At 61.5% G+C, this 17484-nt stretch carries 14 protein-coding genes and 1 pseudogene; 11 read left to right on the top strand and 4 right to left on the bottom strand.

Annotation, left to right across the window (positions count from 1 at the left end; all coding sequences use genetic code 11):
- Nucleotides 1–98: 98 nt before the first annotated feature.
- Genes ABH939_RS23860 through ABH939_RS23835 form a run of 6 tightly spaced genes read left to right on the top strand, consistent with a single transcriptional unit; the run spans nt 99 to nt 7873 of the window.
- On the top strand, nt 99–1487 hold the full coding sequence (locus ABH939_RS23860; protein WP_372025528.1) for a flavin-containing monooxygenase: 1389 nt from the start codon (nt 99–101) through the stop codon (nt 1485–1487).
- A complete protein-coding gene (locus tag ABH939_RS23855; protein ID WP_372025530.1) occupies nt 1484–2638 on the top strand; it encodes a serine hydrolase domain-containing protein in 1155 nt (384 codons plus the stop codon). The genes ABH939_RS23860 and ABH939_RS23855 overlap by 4 nt, the downstream gene beginning before the upstream one ends.
- On the top strand, nt 2635–3675 hold the full coding sequence (locus ABH939_RS23850) for an NAD(P)-dependent alcohol dehydrogenase (RefSeq protein WP_404650245.1): 1041 nt from the start codon (nt 2635–2637) through the stop codon (nt 3673–3675). The genes ABH939_RS23855 and ABH939_RS23850 overlap by 4 nt, the downstream gene beginning before the upstream one ends.
- 19 nt (nt 3676–3694) lie before the next feature.
- Nucleotides 3695–5356 carry a class I adenylate-forming enzyme family protein gene (locus ABH939_RS23845; protein ID WP_058038402.1) on the top strand — a complete coding sequence of 554 codons (1662 nt, stop codon included), beginning with the start codon at nt 3695–3697 and terminating at the stop codon, nt 5354–5356.
- The gene (locus ABH939_RS23840) at nt 5353–7098 is read left to right on the top strand and encodes an amidohydrolase family protein (RefSeq protein ID WP_065351588.1); all 1746 of its coding nucleotides are present in this window, start codon (nt 5353–5355) and stop codon (nt 7096–7098) included. Before ABH939_RS23845 ends, ABH939_RS23840 begins: the two co-directional genes overlap by 4 nt.
- Nucleotides 7088–7873, top strand: a complete 786-nt coding sequence (locus tag ABH939_RS23835; protein WP_317418975.1) for an SDR family NAD(P)-dependent oxidoreductase — start codon at nt 7088–7090, stop codon at nt 7871–7873. Before ABH939_RS23840 ends, ABH939_RS23835 begins: the two co-directional genes overlap by 11 nt.
- A 1-nt stretch (nt 7874) precedes the next feature.
- On the opposite strand, the gene ABH939_RS23830 is transcribed toward ABH939_RS23835, so the two are convergent.
- The 3 genes from ABH939_RS23830 to ABH939_RS23820 all read right to left on the bottom strand — a co-directional run bounded on the left by ABH939_RS23830 (nt 7875) and on the right by ABH939_RS23820 (nt 10217).
- Nucleotides 7875–8354 carry a carboxymuconolactone decarboxylase family protein gene (locus ABH939_RS23830; protein WP_404650244.1) on the bottom strand — a complete coding sequence of 160 codons (480 nt, stop codon included), beginning with the start codon at nt 8352–8354 and terminating at the stop codon, nt 7875–7877.
- A complete protein-coding gene (locus ABH939_RS23825; RefSeq protein ID WP_030536189.1) occupies nt 8351–9475 on the bottom strand; it encodes a dihydrodipicolinate reductase in 1125 nt (374 codons plus the stop codon). The genes ABH939_RS23830 and ABH939_RS23825 overlap by 4 nt, the downstream gene beginning before the upstream one ends.
- Nucleotides 9476–9536: 61 nt before the next feature.
- Nucleotides 9537–10217 (bottom strand): NrtR DNA-binding winged helix domain-containing protein, encoded by a 681-nt coding sequence (locus tag ABH939_RS23820; protein WP_404650243.1) that lies wholly within the window; start codon nt 10215–10217, stop codon nt 9537–9539.
- A 78-nt stretch (nt 10218–10295) separates the two neighbouring features.
- Here ABH939_RS23820 and ABH939_RS23815 point away from each other — a divergent pair.
- A pseudogene (locus tag ABH939_RS23815) lies at nt 10296–11234 on the top strand (ADP-ribosylglycohydrolase family protein); the annotation flags it as partial.
- 489 nt (nt 11235–11723) lie between these two features.
- The gene (locus ABH939_RS23810; protein ID WP_404650272.1) at nt 11724–12233 is read left to right on the top strand and encodes an O-acetyl-ADP-ribose deacetylase; all 510 of its coding nucleotides are present in this window, start codon (nt 11724–11726) and stop codon (nt 12231–12233) included.
- A gap of 25 nt (nt 12234–12258) precedes the next feature.
- Here the strand turns inward: ABH939_RS23810 and ABH939_RS23805 are convergent, their stop codons facing one another.
- Complete coding sequence (locus tag ABH939_RS23805) at nt 12259–12996, bottom strand: helix-turn-helix transcriptional regulator (RefSeq protein ID WP_054781200.1); 738 nt, start codon at nt 12994–12996, stop codon at nt 12259–12261.
- 176 nt (nt 12997–13172) lie between these two features.
- On the opposite strand from ABH939_RS23805, the gene ABH939_RS23800 reads away from it, so the two are divergent.
- From ABH939_RS23800 to ABH939_RS23790, 3 genes are read left to right on the top strand one after another with little or no spacing between them, the layout of a single operon-like run.
- Nucleotides 13173–14918, top strand: a complete 1746-nt coding sequence (locus tag ABH939_RS23800; protein WP_404650242.1) for an amidohydrolase — start codon at nt 13173–13175, stop codon at nt 14916–14918.
- Nucleotides 14905–16341 carry an amidase gene (locus ABH939_RS23795; protein ID WP_064075074.1) on the top strand — a complete coding sequence of 479 codons (1437 nt, stop codon included), beginning with the start codon at nt 14905–14907 and terminating at the stop codon, nt 16339–16341. Before ABH939_RS23800 ends, ABH939_RS23795 begins: the two co-directional genes overlap by 14 nt.
- Nucleotides 16331–17464, top strand: a complete 1134-nt coding sequence (locus ABH939_RS23790; RefSeq protein ID WP_197486202.1) for a nitrilase-related carbon-nitrogen hydrolase — start codon at nt 16331–16333, stop codon at nt 17462–17464. The genes ABH939_RS23795 and ABH939_RS23790 overlap by 11 nt, the downstream gene beginning before the upstream one ends.
- Nucleotides 17465–17484 lie beyond the last annotated feature (20 nt).

The raw sequence follows: 17484 nt of genomic DNA, 5'->3' as shown, positions 1-17484 counted from the left end.
GACACATCGTCAGCGAATGGCGCACTATGACTCAAGTCACTTCTCGGGCTTCGATTCTTCTTCGCGCACGCCCGAGACAGAACAGAAAGCGATGGCGAATGAGCCCCTCCCCCTTGCCGAGCGTGTGCATCATCGGCGCCGGGCCCACCGGAATCACGACGGCCAAGCGAATGAAGGAATTCGGAATACCCTTCGACTGCTACGAAGCGTCCGACGAGGTCGGCGGAAACTGGTACTACAAGAATCCCAACGGGATGTCGGCCTGCTACCAGAGCCTGCACATCGACACGTCGAAGTGGCGCTTGGCATTCGAGGACTTCCCGGTCTCTGCCGACCTTCCCGACTTCCCGCACCACTCCGAACTCTTCCAGTACTTCAAGGACTACGTCGAGCACTTCGGACTGCGTGAGTCGATCATCTTCAACACCAGTGTTGTTGCCGCAGAGCGTGATGCAAACGGACTGTGGACCATCACGCGCTCGGACGGCGAAGTCCGTACCTACGACGTCCTGATGGTCTGCAATGGTCACCACTGGGATCCCAACATCCCGGACTACCCCGGCGAGTTCGACGGCGTCCTCATGCACAGCCACAGCTACAACGACCCGTTCGATCCGATCGACATGCGCGGCAAGAAAGTAGTCGTGGTCGGAATGGGGAACTCCGGCTTGGACATTGCTTCCGAACTGGGGCAGAGATACCTCGCCGACAAGCTCATCGTCTCGGCGCGCCGCGGCGTGTGGGTGTTGCCGAAATACCTGGGCGGCGTGCCGGGAGACAAACTGATCACCCCGCCCTGGATGCCTCGGGGGCTGCGCCTGTTCCTGAGTCGTCGATTCCTCGGCAAGAACCTGGGAACCATGGAGGGCTACGGACTACCCAAGCCAGATCACCGCCCCTTCGAGGCACATCCGTCAGCCAGTGGCGAGTTCCTCGGACGCGCCGGGTCAGGCGACATCACCTTCAAGCCGGCGATCACCAAACTCGACGGAAAGCAGGTTCATTTCGCCGACGGCACCGCCGAGGACGTCGACGTGGTCATCTGCGCCACCGGCTACAACATCAGCTTCCCCTTCTTCAGTGATCCGAATCTGCTGCCGGACAGGGACAACCGATTCCCACTGTTCAAACGAATGATGAAGCCCGGAATCGACAACCTCTTCTTCATGGGACTCGCGCAGCCCATGCCGACGCTCGTCAACTTCGCCGAGCAGCAGAGCAAGCTCGTCGCGGCCTACCTCACCGGTAAATACCAACTGCCGTCTGCGAACGAGATGCAGGAGATCACCAAGGCCGACGAGGCGTACTTCCTCGCCCCCTATTACAAGTCGCCGCGGCACACCATCCAGCTCGAGTTCGATCCCTACGTCCGCAACATGAACAAGGAAATCGCCAAGGGCACCAAGCGTGCTGCGGCCTCCGGAAACAAGCTACCTGTTGCAGCGCGTGCAGCAGCACACGAACTCGAGAAGGCGGATCGCGCATGAGTCTGGTGAACGGTCACTGCGACAACGAGTTCGACGCCGTCCGCACCGCCTTCGAGGCTCAACTCGAATCCGGTGAAGAACTCGGCGGCTCCGTTGCCATCACCGTCGACGGAGAATCCGTGGTCGATCTCTGGGGCGGGTACGCCGACGAATCCCGTACCACTCCATGGGGCAGCGACACCATCGTCAACACGTTCTCCATCACCAAGACCATGACGGCCCTGTGTGCGCTCCTGCTGGTCGAACGCGGCCAATTGGACGTGTACCAGAAAGTTGCTCACTACTGGCCCGAATTTGCGGCAAACGGTAAGGAAGACATCGAAGTTCGCCACCTCCTGTCGCATACGTCTGGCGTCTCCGGTTGGGAGCGCCCGATCGAACTGACGGACATCTACGACCTCGAGGCGTCCACCGCTCGCCTCGCTACCCAGAAGCCTTGGTGGACCCCGGGTACGGCGTCGGGCTATCACGCGATCAACTACGGCCATCTCGTCGGTGAGGTCATTCGTCGCATCGACGGGCGAACTCTCGGCAGGTTCTTTGCCGAAGAGCTTTCCGGTCCACTGGGAGCCGACTTCCATATCGGCACGTCCGCAGAGCATTTCGGTCGAATCGCCACCATGGTTCCGCCGCCCGCGTTGGAGTTCGACCTGTCCACGCTCGACCAGGACAGCATCTTCATCAAGACCCTGACCTGCCCACTGCTCGACTACCCCGAGGTCAACACCGCACCCTGGCGGGAAGCCGAGATCGGCGCAGTCAACGGCCACGGCAACGCACGTTCTATCGCTCGGGTCCAATCCCTGATCTCGAACGGTGGTGTGCTCGACGGCCGGAAGCTGCTCTCGCAGAGCACCATCGACCTGATTTTCGAGATCCAAGCCGACGGTATCGATCTCGGGATCATGACACCACTCAAGTTCGGCATCGGCTACGGACTGCCACATCCGGTTACCGCGCCACTGATTCCCGACGGACGCGCCTGCTGGTGGGCAGGTATCGGCGGCTCGATGCTGGTCAACGATCTGGACCGACGGATGACCTTCGCCTACGTCATGAACAAGATGGCACCGGGTCTGATCGGATCCGACCGCAGCAACGCCTACCTGAGCGCCGCATACAACTCCGAGGTCAGCGAGGTCAGTTCATGAAGGCAGCCCAGCTCATGGGGCCCGGGCTCCTGGAAATCAACGACGTGCCGGTCCCGGAGATCGGTCCGTCGGAACTACTGATTCGGGTGGGCGCAGCGGGAATCTGCCACTCCGATCTCCATCTCCTGCACTTTCCGTACAAGATGCGCGAAGAACCGCTGACGATCGGCCACGAAATTGCCGGAACGATCGAAGCCGTCGGGAGTGGCGTCGACGGCCGTTCCGTCGGAGAGCGTGGCGTCGTCTACCTCTGTTGGTCATGTGGACAGTGCCGAGAATGCATGAGCGGCAACGAGAATATGTGCCTCGCCGCTGGACGCACCGCGATGCCGCCCTGCCCCGGACTCGGCCCTGAGGGCGGGATGGCCGAGTACGTCAAGATCCCGGCTCGCTCCTTCGTACCCATCGGCGACCTCGACTTCCTGCAGGCCGCACCACTCGCCGATGCAGCGCTGACGAGCTACCACGCCATTCGCGGTGCCCGCGAACATCTCCAGCCCGGTGCCACCGCCGTCGTGATCGGCGTCGGCGGACTCGGTCACGTTGCAGTACAGATACTTCGCGCGATCAGTGCCGTGCGCATCATCGCCGTCGATGTCGGACAGGATCAACTCGATCTCGCCAAACGTTGCGGCGCCGACATCACGCTCGAATCGGGACCGGACACCGCGCAGCACATCCTCGACCTCACATCGGCCAGAGGCGCAGAAGTCATCTTCGACTTCGTCGGTATCGACGCAACTGCACAGATGTCCGTTCAAGCGGTTGCGCCGAACGGCGCGTATCGCATGGTAGGTCTCGGAGGCGGAAACCCCGGAATCACTGCCGAAGCTGCCGGCGGACCAGGCTGGCCGTGGGGCGCATCGATCCGGAAGTCGTACGGCGGCACCAGAAACGACCTCGTCGATTCCATCGCCCTGGCACAGGCCGGTCTGGTAACGGTAGAAGTAGCCCCCTTCGACCTCGCTGATGCCCGCGACGCACTCGACCGTCTCGAACACGGCAAGGTCACCGGACGCGCAGTGCTCGTACCCTAATCTTCGAAAGGCACTTCACGTGACTACTTCCGCTGATACACAAGCATTCATCGCGTCCGTCATGGCCGGGCTGACCGGCCCCGGTGGTCCTTTCGAGATGCAAGTCGAGGATGTACTGGGCAGTTCGATGCCCGTCATGAAGAACCGCGACAAGGCACTCGGCGACGTGCTCGCTGCATCCTTCGACTACGGATCACGCGACTATCTGGTGACCAAGGACCGACGCTTCAGCTACCTCGAGCACGGCGAGGCCGTAGCAGCATTGGCGACGGCGCTGCGCGAGCGGTACGGCGTCCGCAAGGGTGATCGGGTCGGCATACTTGCTGCCAATACGCCGGAATGGGTGATGACCTTCTGGGCGGCTCAGTCCCTCGGTGCCATCGCCGTCGGATTCAACTCGTGGTGGGTGGCCCGCGAGGTGGCGTACGGCATCGATCACACCACCCCTACAGTGGTGATCGCCGACGCCAAACGCGCGCAGATTCTTTCCGAACTGAACACCGATGTTCCCGTGCTCACGATGGAAGAAGATCTACCTACCTTGTTGGAGAAGTATTCGGGTTCTGCACTGCCCCGCACGTCCGTCGACGAGGACGATCCGGCCGTCATCCTGTACACGAGCGGAACCAGCGGCCGCCCCAAGGGGGCTGTTCACAGTCACCGAAACGTGTTGGCCGTCATCGACTACCACCGCTACAGCGATCGCCTCGCTGCGGCGTTCACCGGCAAACCCAGCGACGGCCGACCGAGTGACTTGCGGTATCTGCTGACCGCGCCGCTGTTTCACATTGCAAGCCTGCATAACCTGGCGATCCCACGACTCGCGACGGGCGGAGCGGTGGTCATCCATCAGGGCGCCTTCGACGTCGACGAAGTCCTTTCCCTCGTCGAACGCGAGAAGGTCACCAACTGGGCGGTCGTACCCACCATGGCAACCCGTCTCCTCGAGTACGGCAGTCTCGAGAAGTACGACCTGACCTCACTGAGGGCTTTTGCACTCGCGTCTGCACCGTCATCTCCGGCCTTGCAGGACCGCCTGCGCGCACGCCTGCCTTTTGCGCAGCACACCTTGGTCGACAGCTACGGGCTCACCGAATCCTCCACCGGCATTTCAGTTGCCACACCACCGGAACTTGCCGCGTTCCCCGGAACTCTCGGCCGGCCGATCATCGGGGTGAGCGTGGAGGTGCGCGACCCCTTCGGTGTTGCAGTCCCCGACGGCGAGGAAGGTGAGATCTGTGCGCGCAGCGCCTATGTGATGTTGGGGTACTGGAACGACGAGACCGCGACTGCAGCCGCTATCGGTCCTGATCGATGGCTCCGAACCGGCGACTTCGGAGTGTTCGAGGACGGCCGACTCCGCCTGACGGGTCGCCGATCCGACCTGATCCTGCGCGGCGGCGAGAACGTCTACCCTCTCGAAATCGAGCAGACCATCGACGAGCATCCCGCCGTACTCGAATGCGCTGTGATCGGCATTGATTCGGCAGACCTCGGCCAAGAAGTTGCAGCCGTCGTCGTTTTGCGGAGTGAGGGAGCCGCCGGCGAAGAAGAACTACGCGACTACGTCGCCGAACGACTGGCTTACTTCAAGGTGCCGGTGAAGTGGAAACTGAGCACAACTCCTCTGCCCCGCAATGCAACCGGAAAAACGATACGTGCAAAGGTGGTTCTCTCATGACCTACGACGCCGTGATCAACAACGGTCTGTGGTTCGACGGCACCGGGGCCAAACCAGCTGTCCGCAATCTGGGTATCCGCGATGGGTTGGTTACTGCCATCTCCCTCGATCCACTCGACGAAACCGACTGTCCCCGTGTAATCGACGCGAGGCGCAAGTGGGTGATCCCGGGCATCGTGGACATCCACACTCACTACGACGTCGAGATCCTCGAAGGCCCGGCGCTGAGCGAATCTCTCAGACACGGGGTCACGTCGATCTTTGTCGGATCGTGTTCCCTGTCCACCATTCACGCCAGCCCCTCCGACGCGGGTGATCTCTTCGGCAGAGTAGAGGCAATTCCGCGTAAGCACGTCGTCGACGCACTCAACCGTGCCAAGACCTGGAACTCTGCGAGCGAGTATGTTGCTGCACTAGAGGCGCTTCCGCTAGGTCCCAACGTTGCAGCCTTCATCGGACACTCCGATATGCGGGCCGCCGAGATGGGACTGGATCGTGCTACCAGGAAGGACGTCCATCCCACAGACGCCGAACTCGCGTCGATGGAAGCACAGTTGACCGAAGCTCTCGACGCAGGATTCGTCGGGATGTCCAGTCAGCAATTGTTGTTCGACAAACTCGACGGCGAGACCTGCCGCTCACGCACGCTGCCGTCGACGTATGCAACCACGAAAGAACGACGCCGACTCAATGCGATCCTGCGCCGTCGGGGACGGGTATTTCAGGCCGGACCTGACCTCTCCAACCCGATGAGTACCGGAGCGATGGCGTTCTCCAGCGCGGGTATCTGGCGTAAGCGACTCAAGACGAGCATGCTTTCGGCGGCCGACATCAAGTCCAACAAGTTGGCCGTGGTGATACTCGGCCCACTGGCACACTTGGTCAATCGACTCGGCGGCGACCTGCGCTGGCAGCACCTACCAGTTCCCTTCGAGGTATATGCCGACGGCATCGACCTGGTTGTCTTCGAGGAGTTCGGATCCGGCGCTGCAGCACTGCATCTGACCGACGAGATGGAACGCAACGTCCTCATGCAGAGCGAGGATTACCGTCGACAATTCCGCAAGGACTACGACCAGAAGTTCGGTGTCAAAGTTTGGCATCGCGATTTCTTCGACGCCGAGATCGTGTCCTGCCCCGACGAATCCCTGGTCGGCAAGAGCTTCGGGCAGGTCGGCGTCGAACGTGGCGGCCTCCACCCTGTCGATGCATTCCTGGATCTGGTCCTCGAACACGGCACGAAAGTGCGTTGGCGCACAACCATCTCGAACCACCGGCCGGAGGTTCTGGACAAGTTCGCCCAGGACAATGGCGTCCAACTCGGGTTCTCCGACGCCGGAGCGCATTTGCGCAACATGGCGTTCTACAACTTCGGCTTACGCCTACTACGACGTGTCTACGATGCCCAAAAGGTCGGCCGTCCGTTCATGACCGTCGAGGCAGCGGTGCATCGTCTCACCGGTGAACTCGCCGAGTGGTACGACGTCGATGCCGGGCACCTTCGATTAGGTGATCGCGCCGACCTGGTTGTGATCGATCCCGCTCATCTCGACGATTCGCTCGACGCGTACGCGGAAAGCCCGGTTGTGGAGTACGACAACCTCTCCCGCATGGTCAATCGCAACGACCAGACCGTCACCGCAGTGTTCGTCGGCGGCGAGTACGTCTTCGGCGACGGAGAAGCAGCACCCGTTCTCGGCAACCGCCGAACCGGAAAGTTCTTGAAAGCAGGTGCCCATTAACACGTCCAGATTTGCCGGGAAAACAGCAGTCGTCACTGGAGCAGCATCAGGTATCGGTGCAGCCATCGCACTAAGGCTTATCGACGAAGGCGCACAGGTAGCTGGAATCGACATCGCTGCAGAGGGTTTGAAAGAGATAGCCTCCCAGCACGGCGGGGCTTTCCTCGCCGTTCCCACTGACGTCACCAAGGAATCCGATGTTGCCGAGGCCCTTGCCGCGGCGGCGGAATTCGGCGGTATCGATCTGGCTTTCAACGTTGCCGGTGCGTCGAGGGTGGGGCAGATCGTCGACCTCGACGAGGCCGACTGGGACTTCACCATCGACCTGGTGCAGAAGGGCGTCTTCCTCTGCACCAAACATGAAGCGCGGCATATCCGAGAGCATGGTCGCGGTGGTGCGATAGTCAACGTGTCCTCATTGAACGCGCACGTGCCGAGCCCCTACGGGAGCGCATACGCGACAGGCAAAGCCGGAGTCGAGATGTTCAGCAAGAATGCCGCGATCGAACTGGCTGCGTCGGGGATCCGGGTCAATGCCGTTCTACCCGGCCTGGTCGACACGCCACTGGTCGCGCCGGTCATGAACTACGAACCCGCCCGCGACATGTTTCTCAGCCGAATCCCCATGTCCCGAGCAGCAACTCCCGACGAGATCGCGGGCCCCTGCCTCTATCTCGCCAGCGACGACGCCTCGTACATCACCGGAACCAGTCTGGTCGTCGACGGCGGCTGGGAGGTCTCGAACTACCCGGATCTGACGACGCTGGGCAACTAGTTCAGTTGCCGGGCAACACACATTGAGTATCGAGGCCGAGGACGTGGTTGAGCCTGCCGAAGGCCAACCACGATCCGAGGCACATGCTCAACTCGACGATTTCTCGCTGGGAGTAGTGAGCTGTCATGCGTTCCCAGAACTCGTCGTCGAGCCCGTGGTGGTCGCGGGCGTATCTCTCGGCGTATTCGGCAGCGAGGCGCGTCCTGTCGTCGAAGGCATCGGTGGTGCGCCAGTCGGTGACAGACTGATCGAACGTCGACTCCACAGTCTCGCCGTCACGCTCGGTGCGCCAGTCCTGACAGAAGATGCACCCGTTGATCTGAGCGATCCGAAGCCTGGCCGCCTCGAACTCGCGGAGTCCGAGAGTGCCGTCCGTGTAGACCTTTTGGGAGAACCCGGCGGCCGCGGGTCCGATGCCGGGGACCATCTCTCCCCACACGTAGCCGATCGGATTCTTGCCTTCGGGTATGTCGATATTCATGTGAGTACCTCCGAGTTTCGGGCACCGAGCTTGCCGACGCCGGGTGTGAGCGGAACGTCCAGCGCGTCGTAGAGACCGGGTTCAGCCTGACGTAGCCAGGGAATTGCGTTGACGAGACGTCCTACGGCCGTGGCATTTCCACCGGCCGCGCGATTTCCACCTTCATCGGTGGCTTCGACGTTGATCTCGATTCGTGGTCGTCCTTCGACGATCACCTTGTGCGCGCCGTCGCCGCCGTCGGGCGGGAGCGGCCAGTCGCGGGCACAAGACGGATGAATACGCGTGACGTGTTCGATCACGATCAGGGGTTCCCCGCCGACGATTCCCTGAACCTCGAATCGCAGTGCGCCTTGGGTGCCGGCCGCGAACTCCCCCATATGTTCGGTCGACACGGTTTCCTCGAGCGGGCGGCGCAGCAAGGTCTCGCGGATCTCGTCGAGTTCCACCCCGAGTGCCCGCGCGATGAGCCGAATCTGCCCGCCCCAGACCATGGTGGGTACGGTCGGCGCGACCATGGGAGGTTCGTAGTCCATCGGCTGACCCATCCCGATCAGGTAGCGGACAGAATCCGGCTGTTCGTAGGTCGTGTAGTCGAAGATTTCCTGACACCGGATCTGGTCGATTGTCCCCGCGAGCCCGCTGACGAGAATCGGCAGGATGTCGTTGCCCCAGCCTGGGTCGATACCGGAGACGAACAGAGCGCCGCCGCCCGCCTTGGCAGCAGCTTCGACGGGATCACGAAGTTCGGGAGGCGCAGATTTCGGGTCGTACAGCGCATATACCGACGGCGTGACCACCACAGCTCCGGCGGCCAGTGCCCGCGTGATGTCGGCAACCGCGTCGTCGGGCCGAATGTCGCCGGACGCCGCGTAGACCACCGCGCCGGGAGACGCTGCGAGCACGGCATCGGCGTCGTCGGTAGCCGCGACGCCCAGGTGCACTCCCAGATCGGCGAGGTCACCGGCGTCTCGCCCGACCTTCTCGGGGTTCGCAACGATGACGCCGACAAGTTCGAGGGCCGGATTGGCTGTCACAGCGCGAATCGATGCACGCCCGACGTTGCCGGTACCCCACACGACAGTCGGAATCTTGGACTCGGCTTCATTCGAAACTGCACCCATCAATCGGACATTACCCAGCTCAGCGCGTCAGGTCAGCAGAACTGCAAGAATTCGTTTCACTTCATCCGGTCAAAAATGCCATTGCCTGCGCAGTCAGTGCGCCGTCACCCCGCCTCCGGTACGTCTCGGCGGGTCGGCCGTTACCTGGTCTGCTCATCTCGCCGGTACTTTCGAGCGCGTCGAACACCTGCCGGCGGAAGCTGTCCTTCTGGAACGGACGATCGAAGATCACCTCGTAGAGTCCCCGAAGTTCGGCGACGGTGAACGTCCCGCCCGACAATCCGTCCGGATCCACGTACGACGCATACCTCGTGCGTAGGTCCGTGACCGCGAGTCGCACCATGTCGGCGTGATCGAATGCGAGTCCGCTCACTGCCTCGTCGTCGTACACATCGACGAGAAGCGCCGAATCGGGCAGTGCCGATTCCGGTAGGCAAGCCGTGTGTGCGACCGACAAAACCCATCCACGGTCGTCGCGGTCCGGTCGGTCGAAGATCGCCAACTGGTGGAAGCTCGTCTGGGCCAACTCTGCCTTGACCGACAGGGCACGATCGGCTGCGGCCGTGAGCAATTCGCGTTCGTGCAGAAATGTTCCCGGTAGCGCCAGCGCACCGAGACGGTGCCGAACCACCAGAACTTTCAGAGATCCACCGCTGTACGTCAGCACCGCGACGTCCACTGCCACAGACGGACGCGGATAGTCCGTCAATCCCTTACCGCTCGCGCCTGTCCATTTATTCACCCTTGCATGTTATCTCAAACATGATCTATGGTTAGCGCAAAGTTGATCAAACGATCATCGCGAACCGAAGAGGTGGCCATGAAACTCACCGCACAGCAGTCCGATCGAGCGGCCGGCGTTCTGCTCGGCACCGCAGCAGGAGACGCGCTCGGCGCCGGCTACGAATTCACCTACCCGAAGGCCGAGGTCACGATCGACATGATCGGTGGCGGCCCGTTCGACTGGGCGCCGGGAGAATGGACCGACGACACCTCGATGGCAGTTGCGATCGCCGAGGTGGCCGCTACCGGAATCGACATCGGAAGCGCTGACGGTCTCGATGCCATTGCAGCACAGTTCATCCGGTGGTACGACTCGAAGCCCGCGGACATCGGCAACCAGACGCGAGCAGTGTTGTCCGTCCGCTCCGAAAGCGCAGCGGCGATGGCGGATTGTGCGCGAGCGATCAGCGGCCGCAAGGCCGGCAACGGCTCGCTCATGCGGACTGCTCCCGTCGCCCTCTCCTACTTGGACGATGCAGAAGGTGCCAGGTCGGCAGCGCACCGGATCAGTTCACTCACGCACGACGACCCGCGTGCCGGACAGGCGTGCGAGTTGTGGACCCATGCCATCCGCCATGCCGTTGCCTCCGGCAACTTCGACGGTGTTCGCGGCTTCCTCTCCGTTGCCGATCAGGACGTCGCCGAATACTGGGGCCCGCTGCTCGATCAGGCCGAAACCGGGAACCCGCAGGACTTCTCCAAGAACGGTTGGGTGGTGCATGCACTTCAGACTGCTTGGTGGGCAATCACTTCCACGGACAATGGCGATGCTCGCCACCTCCAGTAAGCATTGGAAGCGGCAGTAAGAGCCGGCGGGGACACCGACACGACGGCGGCCATCGCGGGTGGCCTCCTCGGCGCCCGCTGGGGAGCGTCGGCGGTTCCCGCCCGTTGGCGCCGAATCATGCATGGCTGGCCGGGATACCGTTCCTCCGATCTGATTCGCCTGGCAATAAAGACCGCTCGCGGCGGTACCGACGACAAGAACGGATGGCCGTCGACGGCAGAACTCGACTACTCGAGGTTTCGCGGAACCCACCACCTGACGACGCACCCGCACGACGACGGCGTCATGCTCGGCGGCGTCGATGCGGTGTCCACTGCAGACTACGACGCCGTGGTCAGCCTGTGCCGCATGGGAACACGACAGGTCGCTCCTGATCACGTCGAGTTCTGGTTGGTCGACGACGGTCTCGATTCCAACGCCAACCTCGAGTTCGTTCTCGACGACGCAGCGCGCACCGTCCAGGCGTTGCGGGCCGAGGGAAAGCGCGTACTCCTCCATTGCGTTCAGGCGCACAGTCGCACGCCGTCGGTTGCAGCGCGATACTCGATGTTGATCGGACGTGATCCCTACGACGTACGCTCGGCTATGCCGTGGGCTCGCCCGAAGCGTGAACTCTGGAACACGGCAGTCGGAAACGCGTCCGTCGGACACACAGCCGTCGGATACACAGGAGGATCCATGCCCGCTATTACAGTCGTCGAAGGTGACATCACGACGCTGACCGTCGACGCCATCGTCAATGCGGCCAACTCCAGGCTCCTCGGCGGCGGCGGTGTCGACGGCGCGATCCACCGTGCCGGGGGACCGGAGATCCTGAAGGCTTGCGAGGTATTGCGCAACACCAGCCTTCCCGACGGCCTGCCGGTGGGTGCGGCCGTAGCCACCACCGCCGGAAAGCTGCACGCCAAGGCCGTGATTCACACCGTCGGCCCGAGGTATTCGCGCTCCGAGGATCGTTCCGGTCTGCTTCGGTCGGCATACACCCGCAGCCTCGCCGTGGCCGACTCGATCGGCGCCCGAACCGTCGCCTTTCCGTTGATCTCGGCAGGGGTCTACGGCTGGCCGAAGGAAGATGCCGTCCGACAGGCCGTTTCAGCGATTCGCGCGGCGAAGACCGAGGTCGAGACGGTCACACTGGTCGCGTTCAACAAGGAAACGGCAGACTTGATGCGCCGCGCCATCGACTGACCTTCGGACGGGACAGTCAACTCCCTCAGCCGTGCACCAGGCGTGACACCAACTCGGTGCGTGTATGCACGCTCGACTTTCGATACACGTGTTGCAGGTGACTCTTCACGGTTGGGACGCTGATGAACAGCGCACGGGAGATGTCGATGTTGCTCGCACCCTGTGCCAGCAGTTCGACGACGTCGCGCTCCCGAGCAGATAATCTCCAATGTTCCGGCACTGCAGAAGAACTCGGGGCACTGGGCATTTGACCGAGCATGCAATAGGACTGTTCGACGAATCCATGAGACTTCTGCAGAAATTGCATCTCTTCCCTCGAGAAGTCACCGTCGCGGGCACTTCGGAGCAGGGAAACGCCCGCCACGATGCGCCCGGCATGACGCAGATACAGTTCAGCCTCGTATCGATAACCCATCGGGCGAAAGAAGCCGTCGTAATAGTCGGTCTTGTCGAAACGCTGGCCAATGTCGTTCGACGATGCGAGGTCGGCGCCCGATTCGGCGAACCTACGCGGATGAAAAGGGTCCAACTCGTGAAAGTGCCTGGTGTAGCGACCATTTTCCTCAGGACACACCCGATCGAATACGTGCATGTCGGCATTCATGCTGCGATCAACGGAATAGAAAACCATCCCGGACACGCGAACGAACCTGGCAAGAAACTCCATCGCGTTGCGTTTGAATTCGATGTTGCGAGCGAACTCGTTGTTGCGTCGGATCGGTTGGAGATTCGGTGCAACGAGATCCGACCGAACCACCGACATATCGCGCTCCTCCACAACGAACCAGTACGACGCTACCTGCGGCCATAATCACTGGTCAAGACCGATCGGACTTCATCCTTTCGGATGATTCTCCCCCAGCCCGGCCGCTCATAGAGTGCTACTACCTGGCGAGCCACACGCGGTGGACTCGTCGAGATGCACGGAGGTAGGTCCACGTGAGCAGAACACTCATCCGATCGTCGAAGGTCCTGACCTTCGACGATGCGAACCCGGTCGTGGAAGCGGTACTCGTGGACAACGGCGTGATCCTCGAGACGGGCAGGTTCTCCGACCTGGTCGAGTCCGCTGGCCCGAACACCCGGGTCATGGAAGCCGGCGACGCGGTCGTCATGCCAGGACTCATAGACACCCACCCGCACGTCATGCACTTCGGTGCACTTCGCGGCGGCCTCGTCGACTTGAGTGATGCACTCGATCACGCCGATATCGTCGAGCGCATCAGTGCTCGGGCCGCCGTCACCGCACCCGGCGAGTGGATCATCTGCACGCCGGTCGGTGAAGCCCACTACTTCATTCGCCGATCGTGGCGCGACCTTGCCGAGCGACGATTGCCCGACCGTCATGTCCTCGACCGGGCGACCTCCGACCACCCTGTGCTCATTCAAGCGTGGGCGCCGCGTACTCCGAACATCGTGGCGTTCAACAGCGCCGGCTTGCGTGCTGTCGGTCTGTCGGACTTCATCCCTGATCAAGTGTGTGATGTGGAGATCGAGAAGGACGAAGCCGGACGTTTGACAGGAATACTTCGCGGACCGGTGAACAACTACTACACCTACGACCCGTTCTGGGGACAGATCCTTCTCAAGCTCCCACCACTCGATCCCGATCACGCAGTACCCGGTGTACTCGACGAAATGGCTCGCTTCTCCGCCCACGGTGTCACCACTTTGTACGAGGGACACGCCATGGAACCGATCCACATACAGATGTATCAACATCTCCGTACATCCGACATGCTCACCATGCGAGTCCAGGCCACTCACGACGTGGAGTCGGTCATCTTCTATCCCTTCGAACCGTTGTCGCTGCACGAGTTCGACGATCGATTGAAATCACTTGCGCCGCAATCGGCCGATAGCGCCGACGACATGTTGCGAATCGTCGGTATGACCATCAGCCCTGGGGGACCCTGTTTTGCAGGGCATTTCGCCATGCACGAAACCTATACCGATCCTTTCGGCAGGCCTACCAAGGGAAATCGCTTCGTCTCACTAGAGAAAGAAGAATCGTACGTTCGATTCTGCGCGGAGAATGACGTTCGGGCCAACATTTGTATCGGTTCCTACCGTGAGCACGACGACTTTCTCGAGATCGCCGAGCGTGTCGTCATCGAACACGATTTTCGAGACAAGGCGTGGATTCTGCAGCACGCGATCACCATAAGCCCGGATCACGTTCGCCGGTACAAGGCACTCGGTTTCCAGATCACCACTTCTGTCGGATTCGCATGGGGCAAGGGCGCAATGTACGACGAACGGATCGGCCGGCACATATGGCGTGACATGGTCCCCTTGAGGCGCCTACTCGACGCAGGCCTCGACGTCTCCGGCGGGTCTGACTGGGGACCGAAGAGTCCATGGGAACAGATTGCACTTGCACAGACGCACGAGATTGCCGGCACAGACCTGAGAAACGACGGTCCGGACCAGGTCATCAATCGCCAGGAATCTCTCGCTATGTGGACCACAAGCGCAGCGAAGATCCTCGGATGGGACGAAATCGGATCCATCCGACCCGGAAATCACGCGGACATCATCTTCGTCGACCGCGACCCTTCGACCTGCGATCTCGACGAATTGAAGGACATTCGAGTGCATCGAACCATGTTGGGCGGAAACATAGTTCACGACGACGCCGTCCTCCCTGCCGCCACCGAGGGGATCTTCGATGAAGCCGAATGAGTACATCGAGCATGACGCCACGGGCCTCGCCGAACTGATTCGCGACAAGCAGGTGTCCGTTGACGAAGTTCACCAGGCAGCACGCACCGCGATCGAGACCGTCAATCCGACGCTGAACGCCGTCGTCGAGGGCCCGTGGGATCGAGCCCTCGATTGCAACGAACAGGGACTATTTGCGGGGGTTCCCTTTGCACTCAAGGATTTTGCCGTACACGCGGCCGGAGTACCGACCAGGTTCGGAAGTCGGCTGGCGGGCGAAGGTGCAATCTTTCCTCACGACACCGAACTGATGACACGATTCCGGGCGGCAGGATTGGCTGCTGTGGCGGTGACCACCACACCGGAATTCGCGTTCAACGGAAACACCGAACCTGTTGCTCAAGGCTCGACGCGCAATCCGTGGGACACCGAACGCAGTGCCGGCGGATCGAGTGGCGGATCAGCGGCATTGGTCGCAGCGCGAGCCCTTCCCATCGCTCACGCTACCGACGGTGGAGGGTCGATCCGAATTCCGGCGTCCGCCAACGGGTTGGTGGGTCTGAAACCGAGCCGGGGGCGTGTACCAGTGGGCCCTGACTCGAGCGAACCACTCTCAGGGCTGGGGGCCGAGTTGGGGCTCGCCCGATCGGTGCGTGACTGCGCAGCGTTACTCGATGCCGTGAGCGGGCCGGCCCCGGGAGACAAGTACGTGATCCGTGATCCCTCGCGACCATACTCCGACGAGATCAACCGCTCCCCGGGGCGTTTACGCATTGCGATCCACACTCAGTCGTGGTCCGGAGATCCAGTGAACATCGAGGTCGCGAATGCCGTGTCCTCTGTCGGCACGGTTCTCGAGGGGCTCGGGCATCACGTCATTCCCGACACGCCGGTCTTCGACTGGGATCAGTTCGTCGAGGCCAACCTTCCGGTGTGGAGTGTCTCTCTTGCCGAAGGCGTCGATGCACTTGCCGGAGCTTTCGGTGTGACCCCGGGACCCGAGAACCTCGAGGCGACAACCTTGGCCTGCGTGGAGTACGGACGCCGAGTCACGGCCATTCAACTCGCTCGAGCGCTCGCCGTCTTCAACCAGGTGTCCCGCTCAGTCGGAATGTTTTTCACGAATTACGATCTATTGCTCACCCCGACGCTCGGTGAGCCACCCCAACTGTTGGGCGAACTCGATTCCAATGACGCATCACTCTCCCCTAGCGAATGGACTCGCAAGTTGTTCGGCATCTGTTCGTTCACTCCACTTTTCAATGCGACGGGCGGACCGGCAATCAGCCTGCCGCTGGGTTCCACGCGCTCGGGGTTGCCTATCGGCGTTCAACTGGCCGCGCCCATGTGTGAGGAGGGCACCCTGATAGCGGTTGCATCCCAATTGGAGAAGGTCGTGCCGTGGGCGCATCGCATACCGAAGGTAAATGCCGGTGAATGCTGACTCGGCCGCAGCTCCCATCGCCCCCTACACGGCGATTGGTCTGTCGACGGTGGTGCGCAACATCGAACACCGATCGCAGATCAAGGCAAACCTCGACACCATCGAGGAAGCGATTCACGCTGCGGTGTCGACAGTTTCGATCAACATGCCTGTCAAACTGATTGCGTTGGCAGAAGGCGCGTTGACCGGGTTCGGGGACGAAGCCTTCGACATACCTCACGTGAAGGCAGCACGGGAGATGTTCATCGACATCCCCGGCCCCGAGACAGATCGACTCGGCGGACTTGCCAAGCAGTACGGGGTCTACATCATCGCTCAAAGCAAGGCGCGGTGGCCCGAGGTCATGGCTGATCGATTCTTCAACTCCATGGTGGTGATCTCCCCGGCAGGCGAGGTGATACATCGCGCCACGAAAAATCACGTCTGGTGTCGAGAACGTTCCTGCACGCCTCACGATGTCTATGACCGCTGGACCGAACTGTTCGGCGACAGCATCGACGCATTTTATCCCGTTCTGCACACTTCGGACATCGGTTCGATCGGCACAATCTGCTGCAGCGACGGAGAGTATCCGGAAGCAGTACGCGCCTTGGCTTTTCAAGGAGCCGAGGTCGTGTACCGCCCGAGCGAGGCGGTTCCGATGACGCATGCAGGACCGGACCCAGGGGGAACATGGCTCCTCCAGAACCGTGCGCATGCGCATTTCAACAGTCTGTACATGATCTGCCCGAACACCGGACCGGTCTATCCGACTCAGTCGGCGTTACAGTCATTCGACATCGCCGGCGGAAATTCACACGTCGTGGACTACCACGGAGCGGTACTCGGCCACACCGTCTCCGGACACAATTCATTCGTGTCGGGCGTGATCGACATCGAAGCATTGCGCCAGTTCCGCGTCATGAACTTGAACTCCAATTGGCTCAAAGACCTCCGTACCGAACTCTTCCGTCGGATGTACGACGAACCGATTCATCCTGCAAACCTGTGGCTCGAGAGTAATCCCGTTCTCCATGCCGACGCCGACAAGATATACCGGGCCAACATCGCCCGATTGCTCGCCCGCGGGGCGTACCGAGAACCTGCATACGACTTCCGCGGCGCTAACATCACCCCACGTTAAAGCAGTGCAGAGCGGTCGGA

Source organism: Rhodococcus sp. 27YEA6 (assembly GCF_044908235.1).
GTDB lineage: Bacteria > Actinomycetota > Actinomycetes > Mycobacteriales > Mycobacteriaceae > Rhodococcus_F > Rhodococcus_F qingshengii.
Note: the sequence above shows the minus strand (reverse complement) of the source record. Positions and strands in the feature narration are given on the sequence as shown.